Here is a 20,952-nt window from a genome sequence, read left to right as displayed (position 1 = left end):
CTGCCCATGCGCTTCGACCTGACCGACCTGCGGCTGTTTCTGAACGTGGCGGAGGCGGAGAGCATCACCCACGGCGCGGAGCGGACGCACCTCGCCCTCGCCTCGGCGAGCGCGCGCATCCGTGGGATGGAGGAGACGCTCGGCGCACCGCTGCTGGAGCGCTGGCGGCGTGGCGTCCGCCCGACCCCGGCGGGTGAGGCGCTGGTCCACCACGCCCGCCTCCTCCTCCAGCAGGTGGAGCGGATGCGCGGCGAGCTGGGCGATTACGCGAAGGGGCTGAAGGGCCATGTCCGACTGCTCTCCAACACCGCCGCCCTGGCCGAATTCCTGCCCGAGGCCCTGGCGCCCTTCCTCGCCGCCCACCCCAACATCGACATCGATCTGGAGGAGAAGCCCAGCCACGAGATCGTGCGGGCGGTGGCGGAGGGGTTGGCCGACGTCGGGGTGGTGTCCGATCACGCCGACCTGTCGGGACTGGAGGTCTTTCCCTTCCGGACCGACCGCATGGTGCTGGTCACGCCGCACGGCCACCCGCTGACCAACCGCCGCAGCGTCGCCTTGCGCGAGGTTCTGGAGGAGGATTTCGTCGGGCTGGCGACGCGCAACGCCCTTCAGCAGCACATCAACGAGCACGCCATCCGCGCCGGCCGCCCGCTGAAGCTGCGCGTGCGGGTGCGCGGCTTCGACGGGATCTGCCGGATGGTCGAGCAGGGGGTGGGGCTCGGCATCGTCCCGGAAGCCTCGGCGAAGCGTTGCCGCCGCTTCACGAAAATCCGCGCGGTGCGCCTGACCGACCCCTGGGCGGTCCGTTCGCTGGTCGTCTGCGTCCGCCGGCTGGACGCGCTGCCCAGCCACAGCCGCGAGTTGGTGACGCGCCTTGCCGGCGCTGTTTAACCCTCTCCCCTCTGGGGAGAGGGTGGCCCGGAGGGCCGGTGAGGGGGTTGCGCTTTTGCCAAACGCATCGCCACGCGCATCCCCCTCACCCTAACCCTCTCCCCGGAGGGGAGAGGGAAAACAACCTTGTGGAGCTATTACTCCGCGCCCGGGACCGGGTGCGGCGCCTCCGGGGCGGCGCCGTGACGGCGCTTCCACAGACGGGAGACCGCGTTTCCGGCGTCCTCCATGTAGAGAAACAGCACAGGCGTGATGTAGAGCGTCAGGATCTGCGATACGCACAGGCCGCCGACCACGGCGAGACCCAGGGGCTGGCGCAGTTCCGCGGCGGCGCCGTGGGCGACGGCGATGGGCAGGGTGCCCATGATCGCTGCCATGGTCGTCATCATAATCGGGCGGAAGCGCAGCAGGCAGGCCTGCTCGATCGCCTCGCGCGCGGTCATGCCCTGGTTGCGCTGCGCGTCGATGGCGAAGTCGATCATCATGATCGCGTTCTTCTTCACGATGCCGATCAGCATCAGGATGCCGATGATCGCGATGACGCTCAGTTCCTGCCCGAACACCATCAGCGTTGCCAGCGCCCCGATGGCCGCGGACGGCAGGCCGGACAGGATGGTCAGCGGGTGGATGAAGCTCTCATACAGAACGCCGAGCACAATGTAGATCACCAGCACCGCGGCGAGCAGCAGCAGCCCCTGGCTCTTCTGCGCGTCCTCGAAGACCTGGGCGGTGCCGGCGAAGCCGGTGGTGATGCCCGGCGGCAGGGCCATCTCCATCTCCGCCTGCCGGACGGCGTTCACCGCCTCGCCCAGCGAATGACCGGGCGCCACGTTGAAGGACAGGGTGACGGCGGGCAACTGCCCCTGGTGGTTGACCGTCAGCGGACCGGCGGTGCGCTGCACGCTGGCGAAGGCATCCAGCGGCACCAGCTTGCCGGAGCCGGAGCGCACATAGATGCGCGACAGGGCGTTGTCGTCCTGCTGGTACTTCGGCGCCAGCTCGATCAGCACCTGATAGTCGTTGGTCGGCGTGTAGATGGTCGAGACCTGCCGCTGGCCGAAGGCGCTGTAGAGGGTGGAGCGCACCTGATCGACCCCAATCCCCAACGTCGCCGCCTTCTCGCGGTCCACATGCACATAGGCCTGCGGGCTGTTGAGCTGGAGGTCGCTGGTCACGTCCTGCAGGATCGGGATGTCGTGCATCGCCCGCTCCAGCCGTCCCGACCAGGCGTACAGTTCTTCCGTGTTCAGGCCCTGGATGGTGTACTGGAACTCGTTCTTGGACGAACGGCCGCCGATGCGCAGATTCTGCACCGGCTGCATGTAGACCGCCATGCCGGGTATGCCGGCGAGCTGGCGGCGGAGTTGCTGGATCACCTCGCCCGCCGGCGGTCGCTCGGCGCGCGGCTTCAGCACAACGAACATGCGTCCGGTGTTGACCGAATTGCCGCCGATGGCGACGGACGAGGTCATGTTGGCAACCGCCGGATGCGCCTGGATGATTCGCGCCACCTCCTGCTGCCGCTCGGCCATGGCCGGGAAGGAGATGTCGGGGGCGGCCTCGGTCGAGACGGTGATCTGGCCGATGTCCTCGGTCGGGAAGAAGCCCTTGGGGATCGCCTGGAACAGCAGGGCGGAACCGACCACCGTCGCGATCATGACGAGCCCCATGACCGGGCGGTGCCTCAACGCCATCCGCAGGGTCACGGCGTAGCCGCGGTGCAGCGCGCTGAACCCGCCCTCCAGGACGCGGCCGAACCAGCCCTCCTTGGCCCCGTGGGGTTCGTGGGTCAGCATGCGGGCGCACATCATCGGCGTCAGCGTCAGCGCGACGAAGGCCGAGGCGCTGATCGCCATGGTCACCACCAGCGCGAACTCGTGGAAGACGCGCCCGACCACCCCGCCCATCAGCAGGATCGGGATGAAGACAGCCACAAGCGACACGGTGATGGAGATGATGGTGAAGCCGATCTCCCGCGAGCCCTTGAGCGCCGCCTCGAAGGGCTGCATCCCCTCTTCGACGTAACGGACGATGTTCTCCATCATCACGATGGCGTCGTCGACGACGAGGCCGACCGCCAGCGTCAGCGCCATCAGCGAAATGTTGTCGATGGAGAAGCCCATCAGATGCATCCCGCCCGCCGTTGCGATCAGCGAGATCGGCACCGTCAGCGCCGGGATCATCGTCGCCGTCAGGCGGCGCAGGAACAGGAAGATGACCAGCACGACCAGCGCGATGGTCAGGCCCAGCGTGAACTGCACGTCTTCCACCGCCTCGCGGATCGAGGTGGAGCGGTCGTTCACCACCTCCACCTTGGCGCTGGGCGGAAGCTGCGCGCGGAAGGTGGGCAGCAGGTTGCGCACCCGGTCCACCACGTCCACCGTGTTGGCGTCGGGCTGGCGCTGCACGGCCATGACGATGGCGCGGGTGCCGTTGTGCCAGCTCGCCGTGCGGGCGTTCTCGACGCTGTCCAGGACGTTCGCCACGTCGCCCAGCCGGACCGGGGCGCCGTTGCGGTAGGCGACGATCAGGCCGCGGAAGGCGTCGGCGTCGGGAAGCTGCGGGTTGGCGGCGAGGACAAGCTGCTGCCGGGCGCCGGACAGCGTGCCGACCGGCGTGTTGGCGTTGGCGGCGGCCAGCGCCTTCTGTAGCTCGTCGATGCCGATGCCGCGCACGGCCAGCGCGTTGGGGTCGACCTGGACGCGCACAGCGTATTTCTGCGCGCCGTAGATCTGCACCTGGGCGACGCCCGGCAGGGTGGCGACCTTGGGCTGGACCGCGGTCTCCGCGAAGTCGTTCAGCGACGACAGCGTCAGCGTCGGCGACGAGAGGGCCAGCATCAGCACCGGCTGGTCGGCCGGGTTCACCTTGCGGTAGCTGGGCGCGGTGGTCATCTCCGCCGGCAGGCGGCGCTGGGTGCGGGCAATGGCCGCCTGCACGTCCTGCGCGGCGGCGTCGATGTCGCGTTCCAGAACGAACTGGATGGTGATCGAGGTGTTGCCAAGGCTCGACGTCGAGGTGATCGTGTCGATGCCGGCGATGGTCGAGAACTCACGCTCCAGCGGGCTGGCGACCGAGGCCGCCATGGTTTCCGGGCTGGCGCCGGGCAGCGTGGCGGAGACGTTGATGACCGGGAAATCCACCCGCGGCAGCGCCGCGACGGGCAGTTGCCGGTAGGCGGCTAGGCCCCCCAGAACCAGCGCCGCCGTCAGCAGGATGGTCATCACCGGACGGCGGATGCACAGCTCCGAGAGGGTCATGACGCGCCTCCGGTGAGCGGAGCCTTGCCGTTGGCGCCCTCCTTTCCGCCGTTCCTGGCGGCGGCGACCTTGGCGCCGGGATACAGGCGGGACTGGCCGTCGACCACCACGCGCTCACCGGCCTGCACCCCGTCGGCGATGACCGCGATGCCCTCCTGGCTGCGCGCCACGGTGACGTTGCGGATCTCCACCGTGTCGTCGGGCTTGACCACATAGACGAAACGGCCCTGCTGGCCGGTCTGCACGGCTTCCTGTGGAAGCGTAAGGGCCTGCGGTTCGACGCGCAGGGTCAGGACCACATCCACGAACTGGCCGGGCCACAGCCGGGTGTCGGCGTTGGTGAACTGGCCCTTCACCAGGATCGTGCCGGTCTGCTGGTCGACCTGACTGTCCACGAAATTCAGGGCGCCCTCGGCGGGCGGGACGGCGGCGCCGGGGATGCCGGCGGTGACCGCCAGTGTGCTCGTCTCCATCGCCGCGCGGATGGTCGGCAGGTGGCGTTCCGGCACGTTGAAGGCGACGGTGATCGGGCGGAGCTGGGTCAGCGTGACCAGCGGCGTGGCGTCCGCCGCCCGCACCATCGTGCCGGGCTTGGCGTTCACCGCACCGGTGCGCCCGTCCATGGGGGCGGCGATGCGGGTGAAGCTGAGCGAGACCTTGGCCGCCTCGATGGCAGCCTGCCCGGCCTTCACCGTGGCCTCCAGCGCGTCGGCGGCGGCCACCGCGGCGTCGTATTGCTGGCGGGCGACGGTGTTGGAACGGACGAGCTGCTCGTAACGCTTCACGTCGCCACGCGCCTTGTCGAGATTGGCGCGGTCGCGTTCCAGATTGGCCTGGGCCTGCCGGAGCTGCGCCTCCAGCGCGCGGGAGTCGAGGGTGAACAGCAGGTCCCCCGCCTTCACCTCCTGCCCCTCGGTGAAATGGACCGTCTCGACCACCGAATCGACGCGCGCCTTGATCGCGATGGCGGCCACCGGCTGGACCGAGCCGATGGTGCCCAGCCGCTCCGGCACCGCGCGCTTCTCGACCGTCTGGATGACCACCGGAAGGGCGCGCGGTCCCGCCGGGGCGGCGGCCTTCGCCGTCTGCGCGTCGGCCCCGCCCGCCCGCTGCGTGTACCAGTAACCGCCGCCGATCAGCGCGGCCAGCAGGAGCGCAAACAGCGCTATGCGTTTCGTCACATCGAACTCCCGGTGGGGCTGCCCGGTCCGGCCGGAGCGCGCCATCCTGCCATAAGGCAATGCGGCCCATTATCGCAGGTGAGGCTTTGCAGGTTAATGTCCATCCTACAGCCATTTGGTAACAGACTGTAACAACGGCCATGGGATGCGGGGCGATTCGGCGATGCTGGACCTGAAGAACCTGGAAGCCTTCGTGTGGATCGCCCGTTTGGGCGGCTTCCGAGCCGCCGCAGGGCGGCTGAACACCACCCAACCGGCCATCTCCGCCCGCATCGCCCAGCTGGAAAAGGAGCTGGGCGTCCAGCTGTTCAACCGCGGCACGCGGCGGGTGACGTTGACGCTGAAGGGCATGGAGCTGCTGGACCATGCCGAACGGATGCTGACGCTCCAGGCCGAACTGGTGCACGCGGTCGCCGAATCGACGACCCTGCGCGGGCTGATCCGGCTCGGCGTGGCAGAAACCATCGTCCACACGTGGCTGAGCCGCCTGATCGAACGGGTGCACAACCGCTTCCCCCTGGTCAGCCTGGAGATCGAGGTCGACACCTCCATCCACCTGCGCAACGGGCTGCTGGCGCACGACCTCGACATCGCCTTCATGCTGGGGCCGGTGGCCGAACCGGACATGCGCAATGAGGCGCTGAGCAGCTACCCCATGGCCTGGGTGGCCAGCCCCTCGCTCGACCTCCCCGCCGGGCGGCTGGGTCTGGCCGATCTGGCGCGCTACCCGGTCATCACCTTTTCCCGGCAGACCAAACCGTCGGTGGCCATCCAGCAGATGTTCAAGCGGCCCGGCCTGCCACCGCTGCGCTTCTATGGCAACAGCTCGCTGGCCAGCATCGTGCGGATGACCCTGGACGGCATCGGCATCAGCGCCATCCCGCCCGCGGTGATCGAGCGCGAACTGGCCGAAGGGCTGCTGCGGCTGATCCCGGCGGAGGACCCGCTGCCCGACCTCGACTTCACCATCTGCCACCCGGTGGACAGCGACAACCCGCTGGTGCCCATCGTGGCGGACATGGCGCTGGAGATCGTGCGCGCGCAGCGGCATAGGACGCCGACTGATAAACGCCGTTTATCGCAAACGATCAAAAATGAAAATTTGACGGATCGGACGGATGCGTGAACCTTTAGGACACAACAGTTCGGTCACCGAGGTTTTGCCCGCCATGCAGTCCGTGACCCCAAGCACCCCGTTTCCCCTCGGCACCCCATCCGCCGCCCTGCTGGCGCGTCTGGCGATCCGCCGGGGAGAGCATCGCGGGCCGACCGCCGGACTGGCGCCGGGCCATGTGCAGGCGAACCTCGCCATCGTTCCCGCCGAGGTGGCCCCCGCCTTCGAACGGTTCTGCCGCGCCAACCCGGTGCCCTGCCCGCTGCTCGCCGTGTCGAAGCCGGGCGATCACCGCTTCACGGAGCTTGGAACGGACCTCGACCTGCGCACCGACTTTCCGCGCTATCGCATCTATCGCCACGGCCTGCTGGCGGAGGAGCCAGAGGACCTGCTGTCCGTCTGGCGCGACGATCTGGTCGCCTTCGCCATCGGCTGCTCCTTCTCCTTCGAGGAGGCGCTGCTCGCCGCCGGCCTTCCCGTCCGCCACATCGAGCGCGGCTGCAACGTGCCGATGTACGTGACGGATCGGGACTGCGTGGCCGTCCCGCCCTTCGCCGGGCGCATGGTGGTGTCGATGCGGCCGATGACGCCCGCGCAAGCGGAACGCGCCGCCACGGTGACCGGGCGCTACGCCGCCGTCCACGGCGCGCCGGTCCACATCGGCGACCCGGCGGCGCTCGGCATCCGCGACCTGTCGCAGCCGGAGTTCGGCGACGCCGTCCCGCTCACCCCCGGTGAGGTCCCCGTCTTCTGGGCCTGCGGGGTCACCCCCCAGGTGGCGCTCGCCGCCGCCCGCCTGCCCTTCGCCATCGCCCACAGCCCCGGCCACATGCTGGTCACCGACCGGCTGAACGCCGAGCTGGAAGGCGTGTCCCCTTCGGTCGCGCAACTCTTCAGACAAGAACAGGGAGCTTCATGACATGACCGCGATCACCCTGCGTACCCGCCTCGCCGCCGCCGCCTTCGGCATCGGCCTCTGCGCCACCCCGGTCGCGGCCTTCGCCGAGACCTGGGACATGCCGACCCCCTATCCCGACACAAACCTGCACACCATCACGGTGCGCCAGTTCGCCGAGGATGTGAAGGCGGCGACCAACGGCAAGATCCAGATCACCGTCCATTCCAACGGCTCGCTGGTGAAGCATCCGGAGATCAAGCGCGCCGTCCAGTCCGGGCAGGCCCAGATCGGCGAGGTGCTCATCAGCTCCTGGGCAAACGAGGACCCGCTCTACGGTCTTGATTCCGTGCCCTTCCTGGCGACCGACTTCGCCGCCTCCAAGAAGCTCTACGAGGCGTCGAAGCCCTATCTGGAGAAGAAGCTGGAGCGTCAGCGCCTGAAGCTCCTCTACTCGATTCCGTGGCCGCCGCAGGGCCTCTACGTGAAGCAGGAGATCGCCTCCGTCGCCGACCTGAAGGGGCAGAAGTTCCGCGCCTACAACCCGGCGACCACCCGCATCGCCGAGCTGGCCGGCGCCGTGCCGACCAAGATCGAGGCCGCCGAAGTGTCCCAGGCCTTCGGCACCGGCATCGTCACCGCCATGATGACCTCCGCCGCCACCGGCGTTGACACCAAGGCGTGGGACTTCGTGAACGTCTACTACGATGTGCAGGCTTGGCTGCCGCGCAACATGGTGTTCGTCAGCACCGAGGTCTGGAAGGGCCTGGACGACGCCACGAGGAAGGCCGTCGAGCAGGCGGCCGCCAAGGCCGAGGCCACCGGCTGGACCGAGTGGGAGAAGAAGACGGCGGAGCTGAACCAGACCCTGTCCGGCAACGGCATGAAGGTGCTGACCCCGTCCCCGGCGATCAAGGACGGCTTCGCCGCCATCGGCAAGACGATGACCGACGAGTGGACCAAGGCCGCCGGCGCCGACGGCGAGGCGATCATTTCGGCCTTCCGGAAGTAAGCGGCGGCGACGTTGGCCCCACCCTAACCCTCCCCCGCTTCGCAGGGGAGGGGATTTTAACTCCCTCCCCTGCGAAGCGGGGGAGGGCCGGGGTGGGGGCAACACGCCCACCACAAAAAACCCCCCGCCCGCTCTACCCGGAGGTGGTCGCGCCATGCGCACCGCATTGACCTTCCTTTACCGCGCCGCCGAGATCCTGGGCGCGGTGTTCCTGGTGCTGATCGCCGTGCTGATCGTGTCCCAGGTCTTCGCCCGGCTGGCCAACCGCATGGTGCCGGGAGCCGACGAACTGGCCGGCTACTGCATGGCCGCCTCCTTCTTCCTCATGCTCGGTCCGGCGCTGCGCCGCGGCGCGCACATCCGCGTCGGCGTGCTGGTCGACCGGCTGCGCGGCGGTCCCCGCCGTGTCGTGGAACTGGTCTGCCTCGGCTTCGGCACGGCGCTGAGCGGCTATTTCGCGTGGTACTGGCTGCGCATGACCTACGATTCCTACGATTTCGGCGATCTGGGACAGGGCGTGCTGCCCATCCCGCTGTGGATTCCGCAGGCCGCCATGGGCGTCGGGCTGGTCATTCTGGTGGTGGCCTTCCTGGACGACCTGCTGGCGGTGATCCGGGGGCGCGAGGCGTCCTACCAAAGCGCCGGCATGCAGAGCGAGGGCTGACCCATGGACCAGACGACCGCTTCCATTGTCGTCGTGGTGACGATGCTCCTGATGCTGGGGACCGGAATCTGGGTGGCCCTGGCGCTGGCCGGCGTCGGCTTCGTCGCCATGGCGCTGTTTACCACCCGCCCCGTCGGCATGGTCATGGCCACCAACATCTGGGGCGCCAGCACGAGCTGGACCCTGACCGCCCTGCCGCTGTTCATCTGGATGGGCGAGATCCTCTTCCGAACGCGCATTTCGTCGGACATGTTCAAGGGGCTGGCGCCATGGACGGGCTGGCTGCCGGGACGGCTGATGCACGTCAACATCGTCGGCTGCACGATCTTCGCCGCCGTCTCTGGCTCCTCGGCCGCGACCGCCGCGACCATCGGGCGGATGACCATCCCGGAGCTGACCCGGCGCGGCTACGACCCGATGATGATCGTCGGCTCGCTGGCCGGCGCCGGAACGTTGGGCCTGCTGATCCCGCCCTCGATCATCATGATCGTCTATGGCGTGGCGGCGGACGTGTCGATCGCCCGGCTGTTCATCGCCGGCGTCATTCCTGGGATCGTGCTGACAGGCCTGTTCATGCTCTATGTGGGCGGCTGGTCGCTGCTGAATCCCAACCGCGTGCCGCCGCGGGAGGCGCGCCAGAGCTTCGCGGAGAAGATCCGCGATACCGGGTCGCTGATCCCGGTCATGCTGCTGATCGTCGGAGTGCTCGGCTCCATCTACGCGGGCATCGCCACGCCGACGGAGGCCGCGGGCATCGGCGTTCTTGGATCGCTGCTGCTGGCCATGGTCACCGGCACGATGAGCTGGGCGACCTTTCGCGACAGCGTGATGGGGGCGGCGCACACCTCCTGCATGATCGGCTTCATCCTGGCGGGAGCGGCCTTCCTGACCGTCGCCATGGGCTACACCGGCATTCCGCGCCTGCTGGCGGAGTGGATCACCTCCATGCAGCTCTCCACCGCGGCGCTGCTGGTCGTGCTGACGCTGTTCTTCATCGTCATGGGCTGCTTCCTCGACGGCATTTCGATGGTCGTGCTGACCACCTCGGTCATCCTGCCGATGGTGCAGAACGCCGGGATCGACCTGCTGTGGTTCGGCATCTACATCATCATCGTGGTGGAGATGGCGCAGATCACCCCACCGGTGGGCTTCAACCTGTTCGTCCTGCAATCCATGACGGGCAAGAGCATCTTCACGATCGGCAAGGCCAGCCTGCCCTTCTTCGTGATGATGATCCTGATGGTAGCGCTGCTCTGGATCTTCCCGGGCATGGTAACGTGGCTGCCCTCGCTGATGATCGGGTGAGGAGCGGCATCATGGACGTCCGTTTCACCACGGCGGGCGACACCGCCTTCAACGTGGAGTTCGGCGAGGGCATCGACCGCCCCACCAACGCCCGCGTCATGGCTCTGCACGCCCGCCTGAAGGCCGCCGCACCGCCGGGTCTGGTGGAGACGGTGCCGACCTTCCGCTCGCTCCAGGTCGTCTACGACCCGGCGGTCACCAGCCGTCGGGAGGTCCAGGCCGCCGTCGAGGCAGAACTGGCCCACGCCGGTGAGGCGCCGGTCGAAGGCACCCTGTGGCGCCTGCCCGTCTGCTACGATCCCGATCTGGGGCCGGATCTTTTGGAACTGTCCTCTTCGCTCGGCCTGTCGGCGGATCGGCTGATCGACCTCCACGGGTCGACGGAGTATTTCGTCTACATGCTGGGCTTCATGCCAGGCTTCGCCTACATGGGCGACCTGCCGGCGGAGATGGAAAGGCCGCGGCGCAGCGAGCCGCGGGTCCGCGTGCCGGCGGGCTCCGTCGCCACCGCCGGGCGGCTGACCACCGTCTATCCGTGGGAGAGCCCCGGCGGCTGGCACCTGATCGGGCGCTGCCCGGTGCCGCTCTACGACGGCGCCCGTCCCTCTCCGGTCCTGCTCGCCGCCGGCGACCGTGTGCGGTTCGAGGCGGTGGACCGCTCCCGCTTCGACACCCTGTCCGCCGCCGCCACCGCTGGGCACTTCGATCCCGACACACTGAGGGCCGCATCATGAGCGCCCCCTGTCTTACGGTTGTCCGGCCAGGGCTGTTCGCCACCATCCAGGACCTCGGCCGCTTCGGCCATCAGGAACTCGGCATGCCGGTGGCTGGCGCGCTCGACCCCATCGCCCTGCGCCTCGCCAATGCGCTGGTCGGCAATCCGCTAGGCACGGCGGGGGTGGAGATCGCCCTGCTCGGCCCCGCCCTGAAAGTGGAAGCCGATGGCGTGCGCGTCGCCGTCGTCGGCCCCATGGCGCTGAGCCTGGAGCGCGAGGGGCAATCGCCCCAGCCGCTGGAACCCCACCGCAGCCACACGCTGGTGCGTGGCGACGTGCTGAAGCTGGGTGCGGTCACCGGGGCGGCCGTCGCCTATCTGGCGGTGGCCGGCGGCTTCGCGCTGGAACCGTTCCTGGGCAGCCTGTCCACCTACGTGCGCGCCGGCATCGGGCCGCTCGGCGGCAAGCCGCTGGGCGACGGGACGCGCCTGCCGCTCAACCGCAACGACGCCACACCGGGCGCCGACGTGGAGCTGCCGGAGCCGCCGGACTATGGCGGCGGGCCGGTGCGGGTGGTGCTCGGCCCGCAGGAGGACCGTTTCACGGCGGAGGCGGTGGAAACCTTCCTGTCGGCCACTTACAGCGTCGGCAAGGACGCCGACCGCATGGGCCTGCGGCTCGACGGCCCGACGCTTGCCCACACCGGCTCCGCAGACATTCCGTCGGACGGGCTGGTCACCGGCTCCATCCAGGTGCCGGGCAATGGCCAGCCGATCCTTCTGCTGAACGACCACCAGACGGCCGGCGGCTACGCCAAGATCGCCACGGTGATCTCCGCCGACCTGCCCCGCGTCGGCCGGCTGAGCCCCGGCGGCTCCCTCAGCTTCCGCGCCGTTACGGTGGAAGAGGCGGAGGCCATCCGGCGGCGCCAGGAACAGACCATCGCGTCCTGGGTCCGCGCCATCCGTCCAGTGCGCCCGGCGGGCGGCGTCGATCTGGAGGCGCTCTACGCGGAAAACCTCGTGTCCGGGGTCGTCGACATCGTCAACGGCAACGGTGACATCCTGAACCAAGAACAGATGTGCGGGAGGGCACCATGACCATCACCGTGAACCTGAACGCCGACCTGGGCGAGGGCTTCGGCGCCTACGACATCGGCGACGACGACTCCATGCTCGGCATCGTCGCCTCCGCCAACATCGCCTGCGGCTTCCACGCCGGCGACCCGCTGGTGATGGCGCGGACCATCCGGAACGCGGTGGCGAAGGGCGTCAGCCTGGGCGCCCACCCCTCCTACCCCGACCTCCAGGGCTTCGGACGCCGTCCCTTGCGGATGTCGGCGGCGGAGGTCGAGGCGATGGTCGCCTATCAGATCGGGGCGCTGATGGGCATCGCCGCCACCGCCGGCGGGACGGTCACCCATGTGAAGGCGCACGGCGCGCTGAACAACATGGCGGCGGTGGACGAGGGGCTGGCCCTGGCGATCGGGCGGGCGATCAAGGGCGTCGATCCCTCGCTGATCTACCTCGCCACCGCCGGTTCGGAGATGGCGCGGGCCGGGCGGACGCTGGGCCTGCCCACGGCGGAGGAGGTCTTCGCCGACCGCGCCTACGACGACAACGGCAACCTCGTGCCGCGCGGCCAGCCCGGCGCGATGGTCCACGACCCGGACGTGGCGGCCGCCAACGTCCTGCGCATGCTGGAGGAGGGGGTGATCCTGTCGGTCACCGGCACGCGCATCCCCTGCACCGTCCATTCCGTCTGCGTCCACGGCGACGAGCCGAGCGCCGTCGCCATGGCGAGCAACCTGCGCCGCACCCTGGAGGCCAAGGGGGTCCGCATCGTCCCCCTGCCGGAACTGCGCGACCGTTTCTAACGGTCGGCGATCATGCGGGCCGCAGCTTCGCTGCCTGTGCGAGGCTGGCGAGCGTGTCCAGGATGACCTGCGGGCTGACCGGCTTGCGCAGCACCACCAACGGCTGCCAGCGGTCGGACGTCAGGTCGTCCTCTCCCGCCTCCATCGACAGGAAGCCGGTCATCACCAGGATCGGCAGTCCGGCAGCCTTGATCCGCAACTCGCGGATCAAGGCGCGGCCGTCCATCCGCGGCATGCGCAGATCGGTGATGACGAGATCGGCGGGATCGGCGCTGTAGCGCTCCAGCCCCTCCTGCCCGTCCTGGGCCAGGGTCACGCGATACCCCTTGCGGGACAGGAAATCCTCCAGCGCCATGGCGGCCAGAGCTTCGTCCTCGGCCACCAGAACATGCAACGGAGCGGTGACAGGGTCAGGCATGAGCGCGCTCCACGTCCTGAACGGAGGGATGGGACACCGGCACGGTGATGGTGAAGCGGACGCCGCGGCTTCCGTTCTCGTGGGTCACGTTCGCCGCGTCGATCCGCCCGCCCATCGAATCGATGATGCCATAGCCGATGGACAGGCCAAGGCCAGAGCCCTTCCCGACCTCCTTGGTCGTGAAGAATGGATCGAAAATGCGCGGCAGTACGTCCGGGTCGATACCGCCGCCATCGTCGGTGATGGTGATGACCGCCCGCCCGGCGGTCATGTCGCAGCGCATACCCACCGCAATCCGCCCGGCTGCCGGCGACCCGTCGGGGTCGGCGCGCCATTCCAGGATGGCGTCGCGCGCGTTGGACAGCAGATTGACCAGCACCTGCTCCAGTTGCAGGGGACGGCCGCGCGTGACGCAGTCGATGGCCGGGACGTCACTCACGACCTCGATGTTCTCCAAGGCGAACTGGTTGGACACCAGCTCGACGGCGGAGCGGACGCTGGCCGCGGGGTCGAAGCGCTGGGTGGCGCCGTCGCGGCGGCTGAAGGTGCGCATATGGTCGATGATGCGGCCCATGCGCTCCGCCTGTTCCGACATGATGGTCAGCACCTTGTCCAGGCGCGCGGTGTCGGCGTCGCCGTCGCGCAGGCGGGACAGGGCGTTCTCGGCCCAGATCCGGATGATGTTCAGGGGCTGGCTCATCTCATGGGCCATGCCGGCGGCGAGCGTGCCCAGCGTCGCCAGCTTGGAGGTCTGGACCAGCTCCTCCTGAAGCCTCTTGCGGTCGGTGATGTCGCGGGAGCTGCCCAGAATCTGGACCACCTGCCCTCCCTCGCCGCGCACCGGCACCAGGACGGTGTGCCACGTGCGCCGTCCGACCGGAAGGTCCAGCGTCTCCTCGTAATCGATCGGGCCGCCCGCGGCGACGCAGGCGCTGTAGCGTTCGATCACCGCCGCGGCGGTCTCCGGCGGAACGGCCTCGCGGACCAGCCGGCCGCGGATGGTCTCCGGGTCGATTCCCGTCCCCCGCGCGTGGGCGGGGTTCAGCGTGTCGAAGGCGAAGTCACCGTCCGGCAGCACCGTGATGACGAACAGCCCCTCCGCCAGATTGTTGAAGAAGCTGGCGTAGCGCAGCTCGGCCTGACGCCGGATCTCGATCTCGCGCTGAAGGGCTCCGTTGGCGTCGGCGAGCTGGGTGGCGCTGGGCAAAGCGAGAGCCTTGGGCATCTGCACCCACAAGGCGACGGCGGTCAGCACCGACACCATTGCGGTCAGCGCCTTGATGATGCCTTCCACGGCATAGTCGGGATACCACAAGGTCCACAGGCTGAAGAAATGCGTCGTGCCGCAGGCCAGGATGAAGGCGGCGAACAGCCAGACGATCCAGGTGAAGGCCACGTCGCGGCGCTTCACGACGAAGTAAAGCAGCGCCACCGGAATCGAATAATAGGAAAGGCCGGTCAACACATCGGACACGATGTGCAGGGTCAGGATTTCCGGACGCCAGAACAGGCACACGCCGTGAGGCAAGTACGCGCTGGTGTCGAAGAAGGCTTCCACGCCACCGAACATGCCGCCCCTCTTTTATTCAGTCACCGTCCGCGGTCCAGCCGGGTCCGGAAACGCCACCGTTTCTCTGATCTTGCCCCAAAACCTTGAAGCACAACGCCTTGCGGCACCATGCCGCGGAGGCTGCGTCAGCAAACGCTACTCGAATCAGGCAGGAGGAGCAACACGCGGAACGCGATCCCGGCGAATGGCCAGCGCGTTCCGCATGGCTCTGGATGCACGTTACGCCGCGGTGTGCACCTTGCGGTTTTGCTCGCGGGTCTTCAGGAAGCGCAGAGCCGGAAAATCCTCCTGCGTGCGGTTCAGGTGCCAAGCGTTGCGGGCCAGGAAGACCAGCGCCCCGTCATGGTCCTCCGCCGCCGCCGAGCGGTTGAGGTCGAGGAACTTCTTGAGCTGGTCCTCGTCGTCCGTCTCGATCCAGCGGGCGGCGTCCACCCCCGCCCCCTCGAAGCGGGCGGCGAGGCCATATTCCGCCTCGATGCGGGCCGCCAGCACCTCGAACTGAAGCTGGCCGACCACGCCGACCACCCAATCCGCCCCGGTCAGCGGCTTGAACACCTGGGAGGCGCCCTCCTCCGCGAAATGCTCCAGCGCCTTGCGCAGATGCTTCACGCGCATCGGGTCTTCCAGGCGGACACGCTGCAGCAGTTCCGGCGCGAAGCTCGGCACGCCGGTGAAGCGCAGATCCTCGCCCTCGGTCAGCGTGTCGCCGATACGCAAGGACCCGTGGTTGGGGATGCCCATGATGTCGCCGGGCCACGCCTCTTCCGCCAGCTCGCGGTCACGGGCCAGGAACAGCACGGCGTTGTTCACCGCCATCAGCTTGCCCGACCGGACATGCTTCAGCTTCGCCCCGCGCTTGAACTTGCCGGAGCAGATGCGCACGAAGGCGATGCGGTCGCGGTGGTTGGGGTCCATGTTGGCCTGGACCTTGAACACGAAGCCGCTGAACTTGCCCTCGTCCGGCTGAACCGAGCGCTGCTCCGCCGGCTGCGGGCGCGGCGGCGGGGCGTTCTCGGCCAAGCCCTGGAGAAGCTCGCGCACGCCGAAGTTATTGATCGCCGAGCCGAAATAAATCGGCGTCAGATGGCCGGCGCGATAGGCTTCCAGGTCAAAGGGCGGCATCAGCCCGCGGGCCATTTCCACCTCCTCGCGCAGCTTTGCCACCGCGTGGTCCGGCAGAAGCTCGTCGAGGCGCGGATCGTCGAGGCCGTTGCACTCAATGCCGTCGTCGATCTCGTCGCCCTTGGTGCGGTCCATCAGGATCAAGCGGTCGCGGATCAGGTCGTAGCAGCCCAGGAAGTCGCGGCCCATGCCGATGGGCCAGCTCGCTGGGGTGACCTCCAGCGCCAGCGAGCTTTCGATCTCGGAAATGAGGTCGAAGGGGTCGCGGGCCTCGCGGTCCATCTTGTTGCAGAAGGTGATGATCGGCACGTCGCGCAGGCGGCAGACCTCGAAAAGCTTCAACGTCTGGCTTTCGATGCCCTTCGCGCCGTCGATCACCATGACGGCGCTGTCCACCGCGGTCAGCGTCCGGTAGGTGTCCTCCGAGAAGTCCTCGTGGCCCGGCGTGTCCAGCAGGTTGAAGGTGCGCCCTTCGTAATCGAAGGTCATGACGGAGGCGGTCACGGAGATGCCGCGCTCGCGCTCCACCTTCATCCAGTCCGACTTGGCGCGGCGTTGCTCGCCGCGGGCCTTGACGGCGCCGGCCATCTGGATGGCGCCGCCGAACAGCAGCAGCTTTTCGGTGAGGGTGGTCTTGCCGGCGTCGGGGTGCGCGATGATCGCGAAGGTTCGACGCCGGGAAACAGCGTCCAGAAGCTCGGACATGCGCGTTCCCGTAACTCAGCGGTGCAGACAACGGCGAAGAGGGCCGGGAGGCGGAACGCCCCACGGCCCTCTTCGTTCGGACGTATAGATAGCAGCGAAGACCGGCCCGTTCCAGCCTTCATCCCTGCCGCCAGACGGACGCAGGGATGAAGGGTTCCGGGGTGCCTTACAGGCTCAGCTCGGCGATCTGCACGGCGTTCAGCGCCGCACCCTTCAGGAGCTGGTCGCCGCAGACGAACAGGTCGAGGCCGTGGTCGCCGAAGATCAGGCTGGTGCGGATGCGGCCGACCTCGACGTCGAACTGGCCGGTGGCGTTCAGCGGCATCGGGTAGACGCCGTCCGCCGGCACGTCCTTCACCACCACGCCCGGCGCGTCGGCCAGCACGGCGCGGGCGGCGTCCGGGGTGACCGGGGACAGCGTCTCGACCGTGATCGCCTCGGAGTGGGCGCGGTAGGTCGGGATGCGCACCGCGGTGCAGCTGACCGGCAGGTCCGGGATCTCCAGGATCTTCCGGGTCTCCCAGGTCACCTTCATCTCCTCCTTCGTGTAGCCGTTCTCCTGGAAGGCGTCGATCTGGGGGATCAGGTTGAAGGGGATCGGGTGGCGGAACACGCTGTTGACGACCGGCTTTCCGTCGAGCTGGTTGCGGGTCTGCTCCTCAAGCTCGGCCATGCCCTCCGCACCGGCGCCGCTGGTCGCCTGATAGGTGGAAACGATCACGCGCTTCAGGCCGAACGCCTTGTGCAGGGGCCCGAGCGCCACGACGGCGATGGCGGTCGTGCAGTTCGGGTTGGCGACGAGCTTGGCGTCGCCCATTGCGTGGGCGTTGATCTCCGGCACGATCAGCGGGACGTTGTCGTCGTAGCGGAAGGCCGAGGAGTTGTCGATCACCAGCGCCCCGCCCGCGGCGATGGCCGGCGCGTGCTCCTTGGCGAAATCACCGGACACGGCGAGCAGGACGATGTCGTAACCCTTCACCTTCTCGACGTCGAACGCCACGAGGGTCTTCTCGCCGAACGGGGTCTCGACCGTGCGGCCGGCGCTGCGCTCCGACGCGAACAGGCCAAGTTCCGCGACCGGGAACGAACGGCGGTGAAGAACATCGACCATCTCGCGGCCGACGGCGCCCGTGGCACCGACGATGGCGACGCGGCGGGGAGAAGGAGAAGAGGTGCTCATGGGTGTGGTCCGTCCTTTGGTCTTGCCCGGATCGAGCGTGGACGGCGGCCCCAGATGCACCAAGGCCCCGTCCGTGTCCGGCGGGGCCTTCGTGGTGGGTGAAGCGTCTTACTCGATCAACGCACGCCACCGTCCGACGGCCCGCCGGAGCGGGTCGTTTTGGTAGTGGTGGTGGTGATGGCGAGCGAGCGATTCATAACCCGCTAGATAAACGAAAGGCGCGGGGCTTGTAAAGCGCCCGCGCCTTCGCATCACAATTTTTGTCCGGTGCCGGACAGGGCCGCGTCAGGTCTCGGTTTCGGCGGGATGTTCCGGCTTCACGGGGTGCACGTCCCAGATCTCCGTCGCATATTCCATGATGGTGCGGTCGGAGGAGAACCAGCCCATGTTGGCCGTGTTCAGGATGGCCTTTCGCGTCCATTCCTCCTGGTCGCGGTAGAGGTCCATGGCCGCCTGCTGCGCCTGGCAATAGTCGGAGAAATCCGCGGTCACCAGGAAGTGGTCGCCGCCGTCGGTCAGCGCCTGGAGGATCGGGTGGTAGCGGTGGGGATCGTCCGGCGAGAAGACGCCGGTGGAGATCATGTCCAGCGCCCGCTTCAGGCTGGGGTTCGATGCGATGACGTCGCGCGGGTTGAAGCCGCCGCTGGCCCGCAGGTCGTTCACCTCCTCGGCGGTCAGGCCAAAGATGAAGATGTTGTCGTCGCCCACATGCTCGCGGATTTCGACGTTGGCGCCGTCCAGCGTGCCGATGGTCAGCGCGCCGTTCAGGGCCAGCTTCATGTTGCCGGTGCCCGACGCCTCCATGCCCGCGGTGGAGATCTGCTCCGACAGGTCGGCCGCCGGCATGATGATCTCCGCCGCCGTCACGTTGTAGTTCGGCAAAAGAACGATCTTCAGGTTGTCGTGCACCGACGGGTCATGATTCACCACCTTCGCCACATCGTTGATGAGCTTGATGATGAGCTTGGCCATGTGATAGCTCGGCGCCGCCTTGCCGGCGAAGATCTTGGTCACCGGCACCCAGGCGACGGTCGGGTTGTCGCGCATCTCGTTGTACAGCGCGATCGCCTGGAGGATGTTCAGGAGCTGGCGCTTGTACTCGTGCATGCGCTTGACCTGCACGTCGAACAGGCTGTCGACCTGCACGTCCACCCCGGTCTGGCGCGCGATGTAGGCGGCCAACCGCTTCTTGTTCTTGCGCTTGGCGCGGCGGAACTCCTCGCGGAAGACCAGATCGTCGGCCTTCTCGGCCAGCGCGCTGATCTGGCTGAGGTCCTTGATCCAGCCGTTGCCGATGCGGCTGGTGATCAGCGCGGCCAGCGGCTGGTTCGCCTGATGCAGCCAGCGGCGCGGGGTGATGCCGTTGGTCTTGTTGTTGATGCGCTCCGGGAATTCCGCGTGGAAGTCGGCGAAGACGGTCTGTTTCATCAGTTCGGTGTGCAGGGCCGACACGCCGTTGACCTTGTGCGAGCCGAGGAAGGCCAGATTGCCCATGCGCACCCGGCGGTCGCCGCGCTCGTCGATCAGCGACAGGCGGGACAGCCGCCCGTTGTCGCCTGCCGCCCGCGCCTTGGAGCGGTTCAGGAACTTGGCGTTGATCTCGTAGATGATCTGCATGTGGCGCGGCAGCACGCGCTCCATCATGCGCACCGGCCATGCCTCGAGCGCTTCCGGAAGCAGCGTGTGGTTGGTGTAGGAGAAGGTCGCGCGGGTGATGTCCCACGCCTTGTCCCAGGTAACCCCGTGCTGGTCCACCAGCAGCCGCATCAACTCGGCGATGCCGATGGCCGGGTGCGTGTCGTTGAGCTGGATCGCCGCCTTGTCCGGCAGGCTGTCGAAGTTGGAATGGTGCTGCAGATAGCGGCGCAGGATGTCCTGCAGCGAGGCGGAGGTGAAGAAATACTCCTGCTTCAGCCGCAGTTCCTTGCCACCCTCCGTCGCGTCGTTCGGGTAGAGGACGCGGCTCAAATTCTCGGTCAGCACCTTCTGCTCGACCGCCTTCATGTAGGCGCCGTCGTTGAAGTGGCCGAAGTTGAAGTCCCGGGTGGCGCGGGCCGACCACAGGCGCAGCGTGTTGATCGTGTCGCCGCCGTACCCGACCACCGGCGTGTCGTAGGCCATGGCCAGCACGCGCTCGGCGTCGACCCAGCGGTAGGCGCGCTCGCCAACCGAATCCCGGAACTCCTCGACGCGGCCATAGAACTGGACGGGGTACAGCACCTCCGGACGCGGGAATTCCCACGGGTTGCCGAACTGCAGCCACTGTTCCGGATACTCGACCTGCCAGCCATGCTCGAAGCGCTGCTCGAAGAGGCCGAACTCATAGCGGATGCCGTAGCCGTAGCCGGGCAGCGCTTCCGACGCCATGCTGTCGAGGAAACAGGCGGCCAGACGGCCGAGGCCGCCGTTGCCGAGCGCGGCGTCCGGCTCAGCCTCCACCACGTCGTCAAGGTTCAGGCCGATGCGGTCGAGTGCCTGACGGCACTGGTCGGTGATGCCGAGGTTGGCGAGGCTGTTGGTCAGCAGGCGGCCGATCAGGAATTCCAGCGAGAGGTAGTAAACGCGCTTGGCGTCCTGCTGGTAATAGGTCCGCGTCGTGTCCATCCAGCGGTCCACAAGGCGGTCGCGCACGGCCAGCGCCACGGTGTGGAACCAGTCGCGCCGGGTCGCCGCCCGCGCGTCCTTGCCGACGGAATAAACCAGCCACTCCAGAAACGAGCGCTTCAGCCCGTCGACATCCAGACTGCGGCGTTCGATCTCGCGGGACTTATACCGAGCGTCCATGTCTTGACTTTCTTCTTTCCAGGGCCAACTGGAGCGGCGGTTATTTAGCCGGTCTTCCATCGGCGGCAGTTTCCGGGGTCCATGGTTAAGCAACGTTTAAGTCGCTGCGGCCAACCAGTCGAAACGGCTAGGCCGTTCGTCCAGAGCAACAGCCGGGGCTTGCCCTTGTGCCAGACGCGCTGTGTCAAAACGAAGGCCACCTCCGCAGCGCGCCCATACCGGTAATCGCTGCGAAGCCCCGCTGGAGGGAGTAAGA

16 protein-coding genes are annotated in these 20,952 nt (G+C 67.9%); 9 read left to right on the top strand and 7 right to left on the bottom strand.

What is annotated here, in order from left to right; translation table 11 throughout:
• The first annotated feature begins 6 nt into the window (after positions 1–6).
• Entirely contained in the window at positions 7–894 is an 888-nt protein-coding gene (locus H1Q64_RS15955; RefSeq protein ID WP_237906138.1) for a LysR substrate-binding domain-containing protein, read from the top strand.
• A 137-nt stretch (positions 895–1,031) separates the two neighbouring features.
• Here H1Q64_RS15955 and H1Q64_RS15950 read toward each other — a convergent pair whose 3' ends face one another.
• Together H1Q64_RS15950 and H1Q64_RS15945 are read right to left on the bottom strand one after the other, a co-directional pair.
• The gene (locus H1Q64_RS15950) at positions 1,032–4,154 is read right to left on the bottom strand and encodes an efflux RND transporter permease subunit (protein ID WP_237906137.1); all 3,123 of its coding nucleotides are present in this window, start codon (positions 4,152–4,154) and stop codon (positions 1,032–1,034) included.
• Entirely contained in the window at positions 4,151–5,335 is a 1,185-nt protein-coding gene (locus H1Q64_RS15945; protein ID WP_237906136.1) for an efflux RND transporter periplasmic adaptor subunit, read from the bottom strand. Before H1Q64_RS15945 ends, H1Q64_RS15950 begins: the two co-directional genes overlap by 4 nt.
• 163 nt (positions 5,336–5,498) lie before the next feature.
• On the opposite strand from H1Q64_RS15945, the gene H1Q64_RS15940 reads away from it, so the two are divergent.
• From H1Q64_RS15940 to H1Q64_RS15905, 8 genes are all read left to right on the top strand, one after another.
• Complete coding sequence (locus tag H1Q64_RS15940; RefSeq protein ID WP_237906135.1) at positions 5,499–6,461, top strand: LysR family transcriptional regulator; 963 nt, start codon at positions 5,499–5,501, stop codon at positions 6,459–6,461.
• Positions 6,462–6,504: 43 nt separating this feature from the next.
• Positions 6,505–7,368: a putative hydro-lyase gene (locus tag H1Q64_RS15935; RefSeq protein WP_237906134.1), complete on the top strand. Its 864-nt coding sequence runs from the start codon at positions 6,505–6,507 to the stop codon at positions 7,366–7,368.
• Between the two features lies 1 nt (position 7,369).
• On the top strand, positions 7,370–8,356 hold the full coding sequence (locus H1Q64_RS15930; RefSeq protein WP_237906133.1) for a TRAP transporter substrate-binding protein: 987 nt from the start codon (positions 7,370–7,372) through the stop codon (positions 8,354–8,356).
• A gap of 154 nt (positions 8,357–8,510) precedes the next feature.
• A complete protein-coding gene (locus tag H1Q64_RS15925) occupies positions 8,511–9,020 on the top strand; it encodes a TRAP transporter small permease (protein ID WP_237906132.1) in 510 nt (169 codons plus the stop codon).
• 3 nt (positions 9,021–9,023) lie between these two features.
• Entirely contained in the window at positions 9,024–10,325 is a 1,302-nt protein-coding gene (locus tag H1Q64_RS15920; protein WP_237906131.1) for a TRAP transporter large permease, read from the top strand.
• Between the two features lie 11 nt (positions 10,326–10,336).
• A complete protein-coding gene (gene pxpB / locus H1Q64_RS15915; RefSeq protein WP_237906130.1) occupies positions 10,337–11,059 on the top strand; it encodes a 5-oxoprolinase subunit PxpB in 723 nt (240 codons plus the stop codon).
• The gene (locus H1Q64_RS15910) at positions 11,056–12,141 is read left to right on the top strand and encodes a biotin-dependent carboxyltransferase family protein (protein WP_237906129.1); all 1,086 of its coding nucleotides are present in this window, start codon (positions 11,056–11,058) and stop codon (positions 12,139–12,141) included. The genes pxpB and H1Q64_RS15910 overlap by 4 nt, the downstream gene beginning before the upstream one ends.
• Complete coding sequence (locus H1Q64_RS15905; protein ID WP_237906128.1) at positions 12,138–12,917, top strand: LamB/YcsF family protein; 780 nt, start codon at positions 12,138–12,140, stop codon at positions 12,915–12,917. The genes H1Q64_RS15910 and H1Q64_RS15905 overlap by 4 nt, the downstream gene beginning before the upstream one ends.
• A 10-nt stretch (positions 12,918–12,927) precedes the next feature.
• Here H1Q64_RS15905 and H1Q64_RS15900 read toward each other — a convergent pair whose 3' ends face one another.
• From H1Q64_RS15900 to H1Q64_RS15880, 5 genes are all read right to left on the bottom strand, one after another.
• Positions 12,928–13,335, bottom strand: a complete 408-nt coding sequence (locus H1Q64_RS15900; protein WP_237906127.1) for a response regulator — start codon at positions 13,333–13,335, stop codon at positions 12,928–12,930.
• The gene (locus tag H1Q64_RS15895; protein ID WP_237906126.1) at positions 13,328–14,905 is read right to left on the bottom strand and encodes a sensor histidine kinase; all 1,578 of its coding nucleotides are present in this window, start codon (positions 14,903–14,905) and stop codon (positions 13,328–13,330) included. The genes H1Q64_RS15900 and H1Q64_RS15895 overlap by 8 nt, the downstream gene beginning before the upstream one ends.
• Positions 14,906–15,124: 219 nt before the next feature.
• The gene (locus tag H1Q64_RS15890) at positions 15,125–16,732 is read right to left on the bottom strand and encodes a peptide chain release factor 3 (RefSeq protein WP_103039104.1); all 1,608 of its coding nucleotides are present in this window, start codon (positions 16,730–16,732) and stop codon (positions 15,125–15,127) included.
• Positions 16,733–16,898: 166 nt separating this feature from the next.
• Entirely contained in the window at positions 16,899–17,912 is a 1,014-nt protein-coding gene (locus tag H1Q64_RS15885; protein ID WP_145671931.1) for an aspartate-semialdehyde dehydrogenase, read from the bottom strand.
• Between the two features lie 285 nt (positions 17,913–18,197).
• A complete protein-coding gene (locus tag H1Q64_RS15880) occupies positions 18,198–20,696 on the bottom strand; it encodes a glycogen/starch/alpha-glucan phosphorylase (RefSeq protein ID WP_237906125.1) in 2,499 nt (832 codons plus the stop codon).
• Between the last annotated feature and the right edge of the window lie 256 nt (positions 20,697–20,952).

The sequence above is a fragment of the Azospirillum brasilense genome (assembly GCF_022023855.1).
Taxonomy (GTDB): Bacteria; Pseudomonadota; Alphaproteobacteria; order Azospirillales; family Azospirillaceae; genus Azospirillum; species Azospirillum brasilense_F.
Note: the sequence above shows the minus strand (reverse complement) of the source record. Positions and strands in the feature narration are given on the sequence as shown.